We start from the raw sequence: 13,752 nt of genomic DNA on the forward strand, positions 1-13,752 counted from the left end.
AAAAGCGGCGGACCTTGCTCCGAAAGGGAGCCGGCGCGACGATGCATCGCAGGTCTGCAGAAATGCAAAAGCGTGGTGAGCGCCTCAACTCACCACGCCTGGGTTAGATGATCGCCACGTGCTTCGAAGCAGCGCCAGAGCGATAGCCTCGCCGGTGGCCCTTGCCGCGTCAGGCGGCGCGGACCGACTCCAGGAACTTGCCGACTTCGAGCTTGAGGCGATTGCTGTCGCCTGACAGCGACTGCGCGGCCGACAGCACCTGGCTCGAGGCCGAGCCGGTCTCGGTGGCGCCGCGCTGCACGTCGGTGATGTTGGCGGAGACCTGCTGGGTGCCTTGCGCAGCCTGCTGCACGTTGCGCGAAATCTCCTGCGTCGCCGCGCCCTGCTCCTCGACGGCAGCAGCGATGGTGGAGGAGATCTCCGACAGCCGCTCGATGGTCGAAGAGATTTCCCTGATCGCGCCGACCGACTCCTGCGTCGCGGCCTGGATACCGGAAATCTGCTGGCCGATCTCGCCGGTCGCCTTCGCGGTCTGCTCGGCCAGCGCCTTTACTTCCGACGCCACGACGGCGAAGCCGCGGCCGGCTTCGCCGGCGCGCGCCGCCTCGATGGTGGCGTTCAGCGCCAGCAGATTGGTCTGGCCGGCGATGGTGTTGATGAGCTCGACGACGTCGCCGATCCGCGCGGCCGCCTTTGACAGCTCGCTGACGCGATCGTTGGTGGTGCGTGCCTGGCCGACGGCATCGCCGGCCATCCGCGCCGATTCCTGCACCTGGCGGCTGATCTCGGTCACCGACGATGACAGCTCTTCGGTCGCAGACGCCACCGACTGCACGTTGGCGGAGGCCTCCTCGGAGGCGGCGGCAACCGCGGTGGTCAGTTCCTCCGACCGCGTGGCGGTCGACGAGAGCGTGCCGGCCGAGGCTTCGAGCTGGGTCGAGGCCGACGAGACGGTCTGGACGATCTCGCCGATCATGGTCTCGAAATTGCGGGTGATGGCATCGACCCGGCGGCCGCGCTCGATCTTGGCCTCCGCGTCCGCCGCGGCGGCTTCATCGGCCGCCTTCTTGGCGATCAGGGCTTCCTTGAAGACCTGCAGCGTGTCGGCCATGGCGCCGATCTCGGTTTTCTCGCCCTGATGGGGCACGGTCGCGGTCAAGTCGCCGCGGCCCAGCGACTGCATCGGCGTGACGATCGAGCCGATGCCGGTGGAGATGTCGCGAACGAGGTAGAAGCTCACGCCGACGCCGACGATAATGGCCGCACCTAGCAGCACGGCAAGCATCATGAAGGCGGACGAATAGTTGTCGGCCGCGTCCTGGGCTGCCTTGTCGGCGCCGGTATTGTTGAGATCGATGTCCTTGCGCAGGATCTCGTCGGCCTCCAGACCAATCTTGTTCACGGTCTTGCTGTTCAGCTCGTGGGCCTCATGCGGAATCTTGCCGGCTTCCTTGCGCGACAGCTCCATCACCGCTTCGGTACCCTTCTTGTACTTCGTCCAGGTGTCGACCCACTGATTGTACAGTCCGCGCTCTTGCGGCGAGGTGATCATGCTCTCGTAGGTGGTGCGGATCTTCGTATTGGCCTCGACGACGCTGGCCAGGGTCTTTTCCGCCGCCAGCTTCTCCTCGAGCGTTTCGGCTAGCATGTGCTCGCGGATCACGTTGCGGTAGGTGATGATGCCGGCGCGCAATTCGCCAAGAATGCGCACGCTCGGCAGCCAATTGGTCGTGATGTCGACGGTGTTGGCGTTGATCGCCCGCATATCCCTGACGGCCAGCAGGCCCATACCCGTGACGACGAGGAGCAGGAACGCGACCACGGAAATGAGCTTGGCGCGGATCGAGTATTTGGCGAGCATCGTGAGCATCCGATCGTGACGGCTGAAGAGACAAGGCGCGGCAAGACGCCACACGCAGCAATGCCTGCCGGCTCCTGCGGGAGAGTTAACTTGGAACACCGTTGAACTACGGAGTGGTCGTCATCGCACTGACATGATGCGTGGCAGCGCCTCAGCGCATCAGTGCGAGCGCGTCCGAGAAAAACTCCGGGCCGCCGAAATTGCCTGATTTCAAGGCAAGCAGCATCTCGCCGTTTTTGACACCGACGGCGCGCAGAACCGGCACGCCTGCAGCGATCTCCGCACCGACGAGGAATCCGGGAATGCCCAGTCGGTCCACCACGGCGCCTGAAGTTTCACCACCGGCGACCACCAGCCTTCGTACACCCGACTGCACCAGACCTTCGGCGATGTCGGCCATCGCCTGCTCGATAGCATGTCCGGCTGCATCACGACCATGACGAGATTGCAGAGCTGCGACCTCTGCAGGAACAGAGCTGCTCGCGATCAGAGTCGGCCCGTCGCCGATTCGATCCTTCGCCCAGCCCAACGCGCGCTGCGCTTCGTCCTTGCCGGCGACAACCCGCTCGGGATCGAGATGCAGCACGGACATCACTTTCTCCGCGCTGGCGATCTGCCGCAACGTTGCCTGCGAACAACTGCCGGCGAGACAGGCGGCCGGCCCTCCGATCGCCGCGTCAGGCATGGCATTCGGCGCGTTCGATTTGACCCGACCGGAGGCGACCAGCGCCCGTGCCAGCCCAAGCCCAATGCCGGAGGCGCCGACCGAGACACGGTGATCCAGCGCCACCTGTCCGATGGTTTCGAGATCGCGATCGAACACGGCGTCAACGATCGCAGCGCCGATGCCGTTGGCGGCGAGATCGGTGAGCTTTGCCCTGATGGCATCGACGCCGCGGCTCAGCGTCGCGAGATCGACCAATCCGACCTTGGTCTTGCTTTGCCACGCCAGCACCCGCACGAGGTTGGAATCGTGCATCGGGTTGAGCGGATGGTCCTTCAGCGGGCTCTCGTTGAGCGGCACGGCGCCGACGAACAGATTGCCTTGGTAGACGGTGCGGCCGGTTTCCGGAAAGGCCGGTGTCACCAGCACAATCGCGTCGCCGGAATCGGCGCGTAGCGCGTCCATCACCGGGCCGATATTGCCGGCATCGGTGGAGTCGAAGGTCGAGCAGATCTTGAACAGGATGTGCTGACAGAAGCGGCCGCGCAGCCATGTCTCGGCGGCACGCGTGCGGCTCACCGCGAGACCGGCCTCGATCGAGCGGCTCTTCAGCGAGACGACGACGGCATCGACCTCGGGCAGCGCGAGATCGTCTGAGGGCACGCCGATGGTCTGCACCGTGCGCAATCCGGCGCGTGTCAGCGTATTGGCGAGGTCGGAGGCGCCGGTATAGTCGTCGGCGATGCAGCCAAGAGACAGCGTTCCGCTTGATGTCACGACTTTGCTCCGGCATAGGGCTTGAACCACGCGAGGCCGTCCGTGGTCTTGCCGCGCGGATTGTATTCGCAGCCGACGAAGCCGTCATAGCCGAGCCGATCGAGCTCGTCGAACAGGAACGGATAGTTCAGCTCCTCCCCGTCGGGCTCGTTACGCGAGGGGATCGAGGCGATCTGGATGTGGCCGATGATCGGCATCATCTCGCGCAGCCGCATCGTCACGTCGCCATGGATGATCTGGCAATGATAGATGTCGAACTGCAGCTTGAGGTTCGGGATTTTCAGCTCGTCGATCAGGTCGCGGGCGAACAGAAAGTCGTTGAGGAAATAGCCGGGCACGTTGCGCGGATTGATCGGCTCGATCACGACGTCGAGGCCATGCGGCGCGAAGAACTCGGCGGCATAGGCGACGGACTTGCGAAACGCCGCGACCGCCCTGGGATCGCTGCGATCGGCGATCCCTGCCATCAGATGCAGCCGCTCGACGCCGGTCGCCTGCGCATAGGGCAGCGCCGTCTTCAGGCTCTGCTCGAGATCGGCAAAGTGATCCGGCCGCGCCGCAAAACCTCTCTCACCGATCTTCCAGTCGCCCGGCGGCAGATTGAACAGCGCCTGCGTCAAGCCGGCTGCCTTCAGCCGCTTGCCGAGCTCATCGGCGGGATATTCGTAGGGAAACAGGAATTCCACCGCGGTGAAGCCCGCGTTCGCCGCCGCCTCGAAGCGGTCGAGAAACGGAACTTCAGTGAACATCATCGAGAGGTTGGCGGCAAAGCGGGGCATTGTGAAATCCTGTTATTTCGCGCCGGGAAGTTTGGTGCCGGTGACCTGCGCATACATCCGCGCCACCGACGCATCGTCGTCGCGGCCCATGCCGGCGGCCGCGGTCATCAGGAACATCTGCAATGCCGCGGCCGAGACCGGCACCGGGAAGCGCGCATTGCGCGCCATGTCCTGGATGATGCCGAGATCCTTGACGAAAATCTCCACCGCGCTGCGCGGCGCATAGTCGCCGTCGAGCACATGCGGGATGCGGTTCTCGAACATCCAGGAATTGCCGGCCGAAGCTGTGATCACCTCATAGACTTTCTGGATATCGAGGCCCTGCCTGGCGGCAAAGGCGATCGCTTCCGAGGCCGCGGCGATATGTACGCCGGCCAGCAACTGATTGATCATCTTGAACGCGGCACCCTGCCCTGCGGCATCGCCGAGCTCGTAGAGCTTGGCCGCCATCGCATCGAGCGCCGGCCGCGCTTTCGCAAACGCCGCCGCGCTGCCGGAGGCGAGGATGGTGAGCTCGCCCTGTGCTGCGCGCTGCGCGCCGCCTGAGATCGGTGCATCGAGATAGTGGCGGCTGGCTGCCTCGAGCTGTTTTGCCAGGCGACGCGCGATGTCGGGGTCCATGGTCGCGGAAGAGACGAAAACAGCGTCTTTCGGCATTGCCTCGGCGACGCCATCAGCGCCGAACAGGATGGTTTCGGTCTGCGTGGCGTTGACGACGACGCTGACCACGATGTCGGCATCCTTGGCGGCCTCCGCCGGCGTCTTCGCGCCCTTGCCGCCCTCGGAGACAAACCGCGCGACGGCATCCGCCGAGACATCGCAGCCGGTAACCTCAAAACCGGCGCGCCTCAGGGAGGTCGCCATGCCGAACCCCATCGAGCCGAGCCCGATCACGGCGATACGCGGTTTGGCGGAACTGGACATGCGATGATCCCTCTAGAATTCTTCTTCGGTGTTACGCTTGCCTATCACGGCTTGGCCGCGCTGCCAAAGCATGAGACAAGGCAGGGAAACCGGATGCTTTACGGACGACACCATGAGCGAAACAAAGCTTCGTGAGGACATCTGCCGTTTCGGCCGCTCGCTGTTCGAGCGTGGGCTGACACCGGGCTCGTCGGGCAATATCAGCGTCCGCCTCGACGATGGCGGCTGGCTGGTGACGCCAACCAACGCCTCGCTCGGCTTCCTCGATCCCGGCAAGATGTCGCGGCTCGATGCCGACGGCCGGCTGATCTCCGGCGATGCGCCAACCAAGGAAGTGCCGCTGCACTCCGCCCTCTATCAAACCCGCTCGGCTGCTCGCGCGGTCGTACACCTGCATTCGACTCATTCGGTTGCGCTGTCGATGCTATCAGAGATTGACCCGCGCGCCGCGCTGCCGCCGATGACCGCCTATTACGTGATGAAATGCGGCCAGACTGCGCTGGTGCCGTATTATCGTCCCGGCGATCCCGCCGTCGCCGATGCGATCAAGGGGCTCGCCGGGAAATACTCATCGGTGCTGCTCGCCAATCACGGCCCGGTCGTATCGGGCGACACGCTGGAAGCCGCCGTGTTCGCGACCGAAGAGTTGGAAGAGACCGCCAAGCTCTATCTGCTGCTGCGCGGACTGAACCCGCGGTATCTGTCGCCGGAGCAGGTTGCGGATTTGACCAGGGTGTTTGGGCTGGTGATGCCGGAGCATGGGCATTAGCCCCTCCCCGTCATTGCGAGGAGCGTAGCGACGAAGCAATCCATGGCTCGGCACGCGGAGATATGGATTGCTTCGCTGCGCTCGCAATGACGGTGGAAAAGGAGGCATCACAGCACCTAAAGCCCGAGATACGCTTTGCGCACGTCGGGATTGCCGCTGATCTCGGCCGCGGTGCCCTGCATCAGCACGCGGCCGGTTTGCAGGATGTAGGCGCGGTCGGCGATCTCCAGGCACTCGGCCATGCGCTGCTCGACGATCAGCACGGTCATGCCGGCGTCGCGGATACGCTTCACCGCCTGGAATATCTCGTCCACCAGCTTGGGCATGATGCCCTGCGACGGCTCGTCCAGCATCAACAGCCGCGGCCGTGTCATCAGCGCGCGGCCGATCGCGAGCATCTGCTGCTCGCCACCGGACAAGGTTTCGGCGCGCTGCTCCAGCCGCTCGGCGAGCCGCGGGAACAGCTTGAACACCAGGTCGAGCGGCGCATCGCGGTCGGCCTGGCTGCGATAGAGATAGCTGCCGAGCCTCAGATTGTCGTGCACCGAGAGCCGCGGAAACAACCGGCGGTTCTCCGGCACGAAGGCGATGCCGCCTGACGTGATGACATGCTGCGGCCTGCCGTCGATGCGGTTGCCGTCGAACGTCACGGTCCCCGCGCGCGGCCGCTCGGCGCCGGCAATCGACTTGAGCAGCGTCGACTTGCCCGCGCCATTGGCGCCGGCGACGCAGACGATCTCGCCCTTGGCGACATCGATCGAAACCGAGGAGATCGCGACCAGGCCCTGATAAGCGGTGGTGACTTCACGCATCGACAGCATGACGATCCCCGAGATAGGCAGAAATGACATCTGGATTGCGGACGACGTCCGCGGGCTTGCCCTCGACCAGCACCTTGCCGAGATTGAGCACGATGGCGCGGTCGACCAGCGGCATGACGATCTCCATGACGTGCTCGACCATCAGCACGGTGACGCCGGTGGCGCGCACCTTGCGCACCAGCTCGACGCCGGTCTGGGCCTCGACCGGCGTCAGCCCGGTGAGGACTTCGTCGAGCAGCAGCAGCTTTGGCTCGGTCGCAAGTGCACGGGCGACTTCGAGCCGGCGCTTCTCCGACGGGACGAGGTCGCTGGCGAGCACATTGGCCCGCGCGGCGAGGCCGCAGAACTCCAGCACCTCATAGGCTTTCTTTCGCGCCAGGCGCATCGCCGTGTCGCGGATCAGCGCGCCGACGATGACGTTGTCGATCACGGTCATCGTTTCGAAGCTTTTGACGACCTGGAAGGTGCGCCCGACGCCGCGCTGGCAGCGCTCGGCTGCCGGCAGCTTGGTGACGTCCTCGCCATCGAAGATGATCGAGCCTTGCGTCGGCGGCAAAACACCGGCGATCAGATTGAACAGCGTCGATTTGCCGGCGCCGTTCGGGCCGATCAGGCCGACGATCTCGCCGCGGCCGACCGAGATCGAGACGTCGCTGTTGGCGATGAGGCCGCCGAAGCGTTGCCAGATGCCACGGGTCTCCAAGAGCGGGGTTTCCAGCAGCGCCGTCATCGCGCGGCCTCCTTGCGCCAGGAAAACACCCTGAACACGCTCACCAGACCCTTCGGGAGCGCCAGCGAAATCGCGACGATCAGCGAGCCGTAGACGATCAGGTCGACGCCGCGTCCGGAGCCGCCGACGAAGGACCGCGTGAGCTCGGTCAGCGGGATCAGGATCACCGCCCCCAACATCGGCCCCCAGAGCGTGCCGATGCCCCCTAACACCGCGGGTAAGGCCATCAGCAGCGAGAACTGGAAGCCCATCACGCTTTCGGGGTCGATATAGGAGACGAACTGCGCGTAGAAGCTGCCGCCGACCGCGACCAGGAAGGCGGAGACCGCGGCCGCACCCATCTTGGAATTGAACACCACCACGCCAAGGCTCTCGGCCGCGTCCGGATTGTCCTTTACCGCGCGCCACCAATAGCCCCATTTGGAATCTTCCAGCCACCAGGTGACGAGCCAGGCGACGCAGGCGAGCCCTAGCGCGAAATAGAAATAGGGCAGCTTGGAGCGGGTGAACTGGAATTTCAGCCAGCTGTCACTGCGGACGGGAATGTCGATGCCGAGGGCCGCGCCGGCCCAGTCCCAGTTCTGGATCAGCAACAGCGCGATCTCGGCGATCACGATGGTCGCGATCACGAAATAATGTCCGCGCAGGCGGAAGCAGGGATAGCCGAGCGCCATCGCAATCACAGCCGAGATCGCGCCGCCCGCCAGCATGCCGAACCACGGCAGCACGCCGAATTTGGTGAACAGCAGCGCCGTGGTGTAGGCGCCGAGGCCGAAATACAGCGCGTGTCCGAGCGAGATCTGCCCGCAATAGCCTGATAGTATGTTCCAGCTCTGCGACAGCGCCGCGTACATCAGGGTCAGCACCATGATGTTCTGGACGTAAACGTCCTTGACGAACAGCGGCACCAGCGCGGCGACCACGGCCAGACAACCGGCCATGATCAGGTCGCGCCTGCGGCGTTGGGCGAAATGTGTGTCCATCACATCGATCCGAACAGGCCGCGCGGCCGGATGAAGACGACCAGGAGGTAGACGGCGTAGATGCCGACCGACTTCAGTGACGGCGGCAGGATCAGCGCAGTCGACGCTTCCACCAGGCCGACGATGATGCCGCCGGCGAAGGCGCCGAACACGCTGCCAAAGCCGCCGAGCGCCACGGTGACATAGGCGATCAGCGCAAACGACGCGCCGACGTCGGGATAGACATAGAAGAAGATCGCCATGATGGCGCCGGCCAGCCCGACCAGTGCTGCGCCGAGGCCCCAGCCGAGCGCAAACACCCTGTTCTTGTCGATGCCGACAAGCGCCACTGCGCCGGCGTCCTCGCGCGTCGCCTCCAGCGCGCGGCCGAAATCGGTGCGGTTGATGAAGAAGTAGAGCGCGACGAACGCCGCGATCGAGACCATCGCGCCGACCAGCTGCGGCTCGGGCAGATAGATGCCGGCGATCGAGATCGTCTTGCCACCGAGCCAGGAGGTTGTCACGCTGCGGTAGTCCGGCGTGAAGAAGAACTGCGCGAGGCCGCGCATCACGATCGCAAGGCCGAAGGTCGAGAAGATCTGCACCATGCCGGCATTGGCCTTGGCGCGCACGGCGAAGCGGACGACCAGCAGATAGACCAGCGCGCCGAACACGAACAGCGCGGCGGCGACCAGCGGCGCCGCCAGCAGGGGATCGATCGCGAAGAACGCGAACAGGAAGAAGGTCGCGTACATCGCGATCATCAGGAATTCGCCGTGCGCGAAATTCACGACGTCCATCAATCCGAAGATCAATGCGAGGCCGGCGGCGATCAGTCCGTAGAGCAGCCCCATCAAGAGGCCGCTCGCCAAACTCTGGATAATGGTCTCGGCTGTCACCGCCCTATGCCCCCTTGTGCGTCCGACCGGTCAGCTGTTCATCGGCCAGATCGCCTCGGAGACGGCGGCCTGTTCCGGGAAGATCGTGACGAAGTTCTTCGCGGCGTATTGCAGCAGCACCGGATCGGCGAAATTATTCTGCCCCATCTCGTCGAACTTGACGCGCCGCCACGGCATGATGGTCACTTCGCCGGGCATGTCGGTCGCGACCAGCGCTTCGCGGATCTTGTCGCCGTCGGTCGACTTGGCGCGGTTGATCGCATCAGCCATCACGATCAGGCCCATGAACTGGCGCGACGAATAGTCGTTGAAGTCCTTGCCCGACTTCGCGCGGTACATCTCGTTGATGAGACCAACCATCGGCCGCTTCTGCGCAAGGTCGAGCGAGAAGCTGCCGCGTGAGATCACGCCTTCGAGCTTGTCGCCGACCGCGTCATACGTCGCCTTCTCAGAGAAACCGGCATCCTGCGCGACGATGTTCTTCGGCTTGTAGCCGAGCTCGGCCATGGTCTTTACCAGCAGGATCGCGTCAGTCGTGTAGCTCGACGGCATCAGCACGTCGGCATTCGCGGCCTTGATCTGCTGCACCTCGGCAGTCAACGACGGCGAGTTGGCGCGATATTTGATGTCGGCAACCACCTTGTAGCCGCGCTCGGCGGCGAGCTTGAGCTGCGCGTTCGACGAATCGGTGCCGAAGATGGTGTCCTCGTGGAACAGCGCCAGTGTCTCGATCTTCTGGCCCTTCTTCTTCATCGCATCGAAGAAGTCGAACATCGCGGCCGAGAACATCTCGTCATGCGGTGCTGCGCGGAAATAGTATTTCAGGCCGCGGCGATGCAGGCTCGGCGAGGAGTTGTCGGCGGAGATGAACGGGATCTGGTAGCGATCGCAGATCTGGCTGACGGTCACGGCGACCGCGCTCTGATAGGTGCCGATCACCGCGCAGACCTTCTCCTGCGTGATCAGGCGCTCGGCTTCGGCGCGGCCCTTCTGCGGATCGGCCTGGTGGTCGGCGAAGACGAGGCGGACCTTGGCGCCGCCGAGTCCGGGCAGACCTTCCCCCTTCGCCAGCGGCAGCGCGAAGTCGTAATTCTTGTTGATGATGTCGACCGCGGTTTCGAAGGCGCGCTGCGCATCGACGCCGATCTGCGCGCTGGATCCCGACAGCGGATAGATCACGCCGATCGCCACTTCGCTGGTCTGCGCGCGCGCGGCCATCGGACCGAGCGCGGCGGCAGCAGTGGCACCGAGCAACACGTTACGGCGAGAGATCGTCATTCCAAAACCCCTGCGGTCAGTCTGCGTTTATCGATGAAGCGCTTGTAGCGCGCAGTAAAGCCTCAATGAATTGCACGAATTGCCTATTTCAGAGCACGGCGAGTTGCTTGTTCCTGAGATCGGTGACGAGCATCAGCCCCGGCGCATGCGTGATTGCGAACGGCAGCTTCGCGTTTGCGATCACCGCCTGCGGCGTCACGCCGCAGGCCCAGAACACCGGAATCTCGTCGTCGGCAACCGGCACCGGATCGCCATAGTCGGGCTTGGCGATGTCCTTGATGCCGATCGAATGCGGGTGGCCGAGATGCACCGGCGCACCATGCACCGACGGAAAGCGCGTGGTGATCTGCACCGCGCGGATCGCATCCGCCGGCTTGAATGGACGCATCGACACCACCATCGGCCCCTCGAACAGCCCCGACGGGCTGCACGCGATATTGGTGCGGTACATTGGCACGCGGACCTTGTGCTCGATGTGGCGGATCGGCAGCCCGTCGTCCATCAGCGCCTCTTCAAACGAGAACGAGCAGCCGAGCACGAAGGCGACGAGATCGTCGCGCCAGTATTTCTTGATGTCGGTCGGCTCCTCGACCACCTCGCCGTCACGCCAGATCCGATAGCGCGGCACGTCGGTGCGGATGTCCAGGTCGAGCCCGAGCGCGGGAATCCTGAAATCCCCGACGTCGGACATGCCGATGATCGGACACGGCTTGGGGTTGAGCTGGCAAAACCGATGGAAGGCGCCGGCGAGTTTCTCCGGCAGGATCGCGAGATTGCCCTGGACGAAGCCGTTGGCGACCCCGGCCGTGCTGGAGGCCATCCCGTTGCGGCAGGCCAGGCGCGCCTCCAGGCTCGGAAGTATCGGTTCGTCGGAAGATCGCTGCGCTGCCGCAAAAACAGTCATAAAGGCCCCCTGCCCATAATCTCGACAAGGACAAGCCAACACCAAGCATGCTATAATGTCTAATCGTCCTTTCTAATCAAAATCGATAAATTTGGATTATCGATTGGAGAAATGGTCCCCATGACGGACTTCCGCTCGATCGAAACCTTCCTCTGGGTCGTCAAGCTCGGCAGCTTCCGCGGCGCCGCCCAGCGGCTCAACACCACCCAGCCGGCGATCTCGCAGCGCATCGCCCAGCTCGAGCGCGAGATGGGCGTCAAGCTGCTGAACCGCGACCATCGCGTGGCCTCGCCGACATCGAGCGGCCGTCAGATGATGGTCTATGCCGAGAAACTGATCGGCCTGCGGTCGGAAATGATGGCGGAGATCGGTGACCGCTCAGCGATGCGCGGCGTGCTGCGGCTCGGCGTCGCCGAGACGATCGTGCACACGTGGCTGCCGCGCCTCGTCAAGAGCGTCAACGAGATCTACCCGAACCTGTCGCTGGAGATCGAGGTCGACATCACGCCCAACCTCTCTGCGCGGCTGTTTGCGCAGGAGATCGAGCTCGCCTTCGTGCTCGGACCACTCTCGGGCTCCGGCGTGCAAAACCGCCCGCTCTGCGACTACCGGATCGGCTTTCTGGCCAGCCCCGCGCTCGGCCTCGGCAATGGCCCGGTGGCGCGGCAGGATCTGGCGCGGTTTCCGATCATCACCTTTCCGCGCAAGACCCAGCCCTACGAGGCGGTCCGCGCGCTGTTCAACCGGCCGGATCTGCCGCCGATCCGCTTACATGCCAGCGCCTCGCTCGGAACCGTCACCCACATGGCCAATGAAGGTCTCGGCATCGCCGTGATCCCGACTGCGATCGTCGAAAACGAACTCGCCGACGGGCGGCTGCAACTACTCGACACCGACTTCAAACTGCCGCCCCTCGCCTTCGGCGCGAGTTGGCTCGCATCCCCTGACGCAGTCGCAATCGAGCGCGTCGCCCATCTCGCGGGACAAATCGCGCAAGACAGCGTCGCGGTTGACGCGGCGGACACGGCGCGTCATTGAACGACTGCCGGAGAATGACCGTCGTTCGGGGGCCCGCTTGGCGAAGACCCGGAATGACGAAGCGCAAATGGAATGTCAGCATGAACCGAGCCGTATCCAACCTGCAGATCGATTCCGCCCGCCTCTGGGGAACCATCCACGAAACCGCGCAATTCGGCGCAACACCGAAGGGCGGCGTGCGGCGGCTGACGCTGAGCACCGAGGACAAGCAGGTGCGCGACTGGTTTCGCAAAGCCTGCGAGGAGGCCGGCCTCGAATTCCATGTCGACGCACTCGGCTCGATGTTCGGGTTGAGGAAAGGAAGGGATATGTCGAAGCCGCCGATCGGGGTCGGCTCGCATCTCGACACCCAGCCGACCGGCGGCAAATATGACGGCATCCTCGGCACGCTTGCCGCGCTCGAGCTGGTCCGCACCCTCAATGGCGCCGGCATCGAGACCGAGCTGCCGATCTGTATCTGCAACTGGACCAACGAGGAAGGCTCGCGCTTCGCACCGGCGATGATGGCCTCGGCGGCTTACGTCGGCGACTTCACCACCGACGACATCCTGTCACGCAAGGACGCCGAGGGCGTGACGGTGGCACAGGCGCTCGACAGCATCGGCTATCGCGGCGATGCCCCGGTCGGGCGGCAGAAATTCTCGAGCTTCGTCGAGCTGCACATCGAACAGGGGCCGATCCTGGAGGCCGAGAGCAAGACCATCGGCGTGGTCGATTCCGGCCAGGGCGTGTTGTGGTACGACGGCAAGATCACCGGCTTCGAGAGTCACGCGGGATCGACCCCGATGCCGCTGCGGCGCGATGCGCTGGCGACCCTGTCGGAGATCGTGCTGGCGATGGAAAGCATTGCGAAGAAGCACGGCCCCAAGGCGGTCGGCACCATCGGCGAGGCCGTGATCGCAAATCCCTCGCGCAACGTCATCCCGGGCGAGATCGCCTTCACCATGGACTGCCGCAGCGCCGACGCCGCGATCATGGACGCGCTGGATAAAGATCTGCGCACCGCGATCGCTGAGATCGCGGCGCGGCGCAAGGTCGAGGTCAAGCTCGACCTGGTCTGGCGCAAGCCGCCGACACACTTCGATCCGAAGCTGGTCGACGCGGTCGAGAACGCCGCAAAACAGCTCGGCTATTCGCACCGCCGCATTACGTCCGGCGCCGGCCACGACGCCTGCAACCTCAACACGGTGATGCCGACGGCGATGGTGTTCGTGCCCTGCAAGGACGGCATCAGCCATAACGAGCTGGAAGACGCGACGCAGGCCGATTGCGCCGCCGGCGCCAACGTGTTGCTGCACACGGTGCTGGCGCTCGCCGGCGTCGCATCCTGATCTTGCCAATACAGG

13 protein-coding genes are annotated in these 13,752 nt (G+C 64.4%); 3 read left to right on the forward strand and 10 right to left on the reverse strand.

Annotation, left to right across the window (positions count from 1 at the left end; translation table 11 throughout):
- Positions 1 to 169: 169 nt before the first annotated feature.
- From ACP2YO_RS31840 to ltnD, 4 genes are all read right to left on the reverse strand, one after another.
- A complete protein-coding gene (locus tag ACP2YO_RS31840; RefSeq protein ID WP_426435098.1) occupies positions 170 to 1,861 on the reverse strand; it encodes a methyl-accepting chemotaxis protein in 1,692 nt (563 codons plus the stop codon).
- Positions 1,862 to 2,012: 151 nt separating this feature from the next.
- Positions 2,013 to 3,302 (reverse strand): 3-oxo-tetronate kinase, encoded by a 1,290-nt coding sequence (gene otnK, locus ACP2YO_RS31845; RefSeq protein WP_426435099.1) that lies wholly within the window; start codon positions 3,300 to 3,302, stop codon positions 2,013 to 2,015.
- On the reverse strand, positions 3,299 to 4,081 hold the full coding sequence (gene otnI, locus ACP2YO_RS31850) for a 2-oxo-tetronate isomerase (RefSeq protein ID WP_426435100.1): 783 nt from the start codon (positions 4,079 to 4,081) through the stop codon (positions 3,299 to 3,301). Before otnI ends, otnK begins: the two co-directional genes overlap by 4 nt.
- Before the next feature lie 12 nt (positions 4,082 to 4,093).
- Complete coding sequence (gene ltnD / locus ACP2YO_RS31855; protein ID WP_426435101.1) at positions 4,094 to 5,005, reverse strand: L-threonate dehydrogenase; 912 nt, start codon at positions 5,003 to 5,005, stop codon at positions 4,094 to 4,096.
- Positions 5,006 to 5,117: 112 nt separating this feature from the next.
- On the opposite strand from ltnD, the gene ACP2YO_RS31860 reads away from it, so the two are divergent.
- On the forward strand, positions 5,118 to 5,774 hold the full coding sequence (locus tag ACP2YO_RS31860) for an aldolase (protein ID WP_426435102.1): 657 nt from the start codon (positions 5,118 to 5,120) through the stop codon (positions 5,772 to 5,774).
- A 116-nt stretch (positions 5,775 to 5,890) separates the two neighbouring features.
- Here ACP2YO_RS31860 and ACP2YO_RS31865 read toward each other — a convergent pair whose 3' ends face one another.
- The 6 genes from ACP2YO_RS31865 to ACP2YO_RS31890 form a co-directional block, all read right to left on the reverse strand.
- Positions 5,891 to 6,595 carry an ABC transporter ATP-binding protein gene (locus ACP2YO_RS31865; RefSeq protein ID WP_426435103.1) on the reverse strand — a complete coding sequence of 235 codons (705 nt, stop codon included), beginning with the start codon at positions 6,593 to 6,595 and terminating at the stop codon, positions 5,891 to 5,893.
- On the reverse strand, positions 6,579 to 7,325 hold the full coding sequence (locus tag ACP2YO_RS31870; protein WP_426435104.1) for an ABC transporter ATP-binding protein: 747 nt from the start codon (positions 7,323 to 7,325) through the stop codon (positions 6,579 to 6,581). The genes ACP2YO_RS31865 and ACP2YO_RS31870 overlap by 17 nt, the downstream gene beginning before the upstream one ends.
- Complete coding sequence (locus ACP2YO_RS31875) at positions 7,322 to 8,308, reverse strand: branched-chain amino acid ABC transporter permease (RefSeq protein WP_426435105.1); 987 nt, start codon at positions 8,306 to 8,308, stop codon at positions 7,322 to 7,324. Before ACP2YO_RS31875 ends, ACP2YO_RS31870 begins: the two co-directional genes overlap by 4 nt.
- Positions 8,308 to 9,141: a branched-chain amino acid ABC transporter permease gene (locus ACP2YO_RS31880; protein ID WP_426443362.1), complete on the reverse strand. Its 834-nt coding sequence runs from the start codon at positions 9,139 to 9,141 to the stop codon at positions 8,308 to 8,310. The genes ACP2YO_RS31875 and ACP2YO_RS31880 overlap by 1 nt, the downstream gene beginning before the upstream one ends.
- A 75-nt stretch (positions 9,142 to 9,216) precedes the next feature.
- On the reverse strand, positions 9,217 to 10,464 hold the full coding sequence (locus ACP2YO_RS31885) for an ABC transporter substrate-binding protein (protein WP_426435106.1): 1,248 nt from the start codon (positions 10,462 to 10,464) through the stop codon (positions 9,217 to 9,219).
- 88 nt (positions 10,465 to 10,552) lie between these two features.
- On the reverse strand, positions 10,553 to 11,368 hold the full coding sequence (locus ACP2YO_RS31890) for a putative hydro-lyase (protein ID WP_426435107.1): 816 nt from the start codon (positions 11,366 to 11,368) through the stop codon (positions 10,553 to 10,555).
- Positions 11,369 to 11,488: 120 nt separating this feature from the next.
- Between ACP2YO_RS31890 and ACP2YO_RS31895 the strand changes: the two genes are divergently transcribed.
- Together ACP2YO_RS31895 and ACP2YO_RS31900 are read left to right on the forward strand one after the other, a co-directional pair.
- Positions 11,489 to 12,406, forward strand: a complete 918-nt coding sequence (locus ACP2YO_RS31895; RefSeq protein ID WP_426435108.1) for a LysR family transcriptional regulator — start codon at positions 11,489 to 11,491, stop codon at positions 12,404 to 12,406.
- Positions 12,407 to 12,486: 80 nt separating this feature from the next.
- The gene (locus tag ACP2YO_RS31900; RefSeq protein WP_426443363.1) at positions 12,487 to 13,737 is read left to right on the forward strand and encodes a Zn-dependent hydrolase; all 1,251 of its coding nucleotides are present in this window, start codon (positions 12,487 to 12,489) and stop codon (positions 13,735 to 13,737) included.
- Positions 13,738 to 13,752: the final 15 nt, after the last annotated feature.

This window comes from Bradyrhizobium genosp. P (assembly GCF_049949265.1).
Classification (GTDB): Bacteria; Pseudomonadota; Alphaproteobacteria; order Rhizobiales; family Xanthobacteraceae; genus Bradyrhizobium.

Coding starts and splice junctions, on each gene's coding strand:
- ACP2YO_RS31840 (WP_426435098.1), bottom strand. CDS start 1,861: ATGCTCGCCAAATACTCGATCCGCGCCAAGCTCATTTCCGTGGTCGCG.
- otnI (WP_426435100.1), bottom strand. CDS start 4,081: ATGCCCCGCTTTGCCGCCAACCTCTCGATGATGTTCACTGAAGTTCCG.
- ltnD (WP_426435101.1), bottom strand. CDS start 5,005: ATGTCCAGTTCCGCCAAACCGCGTATCGCCGTGATCGGGCTCGGCTCG.
- ACP2YO_RS31860 (WP_426435102.1), top strand. CDS start 5,118: ATGAGCGAAACAAAGCTTCGTGAGGACATCTGCCGTTTCGGCCGCTCG.
- ACP2YO_RS31865 (WP_426435103.1), bottom strand. CDS start 6,595: ATGCTGTCGATGCGTGAAGTCACCACCGCTTATCAGGGCCTGGTCGCG.
- ACP2YO_RS31870 (WP_426435104.1), bottom strand. CDS start 7,325: ATGACGGCGCTGCTGGAAACCCCGCTCTTGGAGACCCGTGGCATCTGG.
- ACP2YO_RS31875 (WP_426435105.1), bottom strand. CDS start 8,308: ATGGACACACATTTCGCCCAACGCCGCAGGCGCGACCTGATCATGGCC.
- ACP2YO_RS31880 (WP_426443362.1), bottom strand. CDS start 9,141: ATGGGGCTGCTCTACGGACTGATCGCCGCCGGCCTCGCATTGATCTTC.
- ACP2YO_RS31885 (WP_426435106.1), bottom strand. CDS start 10,464: ATGACGATCTCTCGCCGTAACGTGTTGCTCGGTGCCACTGCTGCCGCC.
- ACP2YO_RS31890 (WP_426435107.1), bottom strand. CDS start 11,368: ATGACTGTTTTTGCGGCAGCGCAGCGATCTTCCGACGAACCGATACTT.
- ACP2YO_RS31895 (WP_426435108.1), top strand. CDS start 11,489: ATGACGGACTTCCGCTCGATCGAAACCTTCCTCTGGGTCGTCAAGCTC.
- ACP2YO_RS31900 (WP_426443363.1), top strand. CDS start 12,487: ATGAACCGAGCCGTATCCAACCTGCAGATCGATTCCGCCCGCCTCTGG.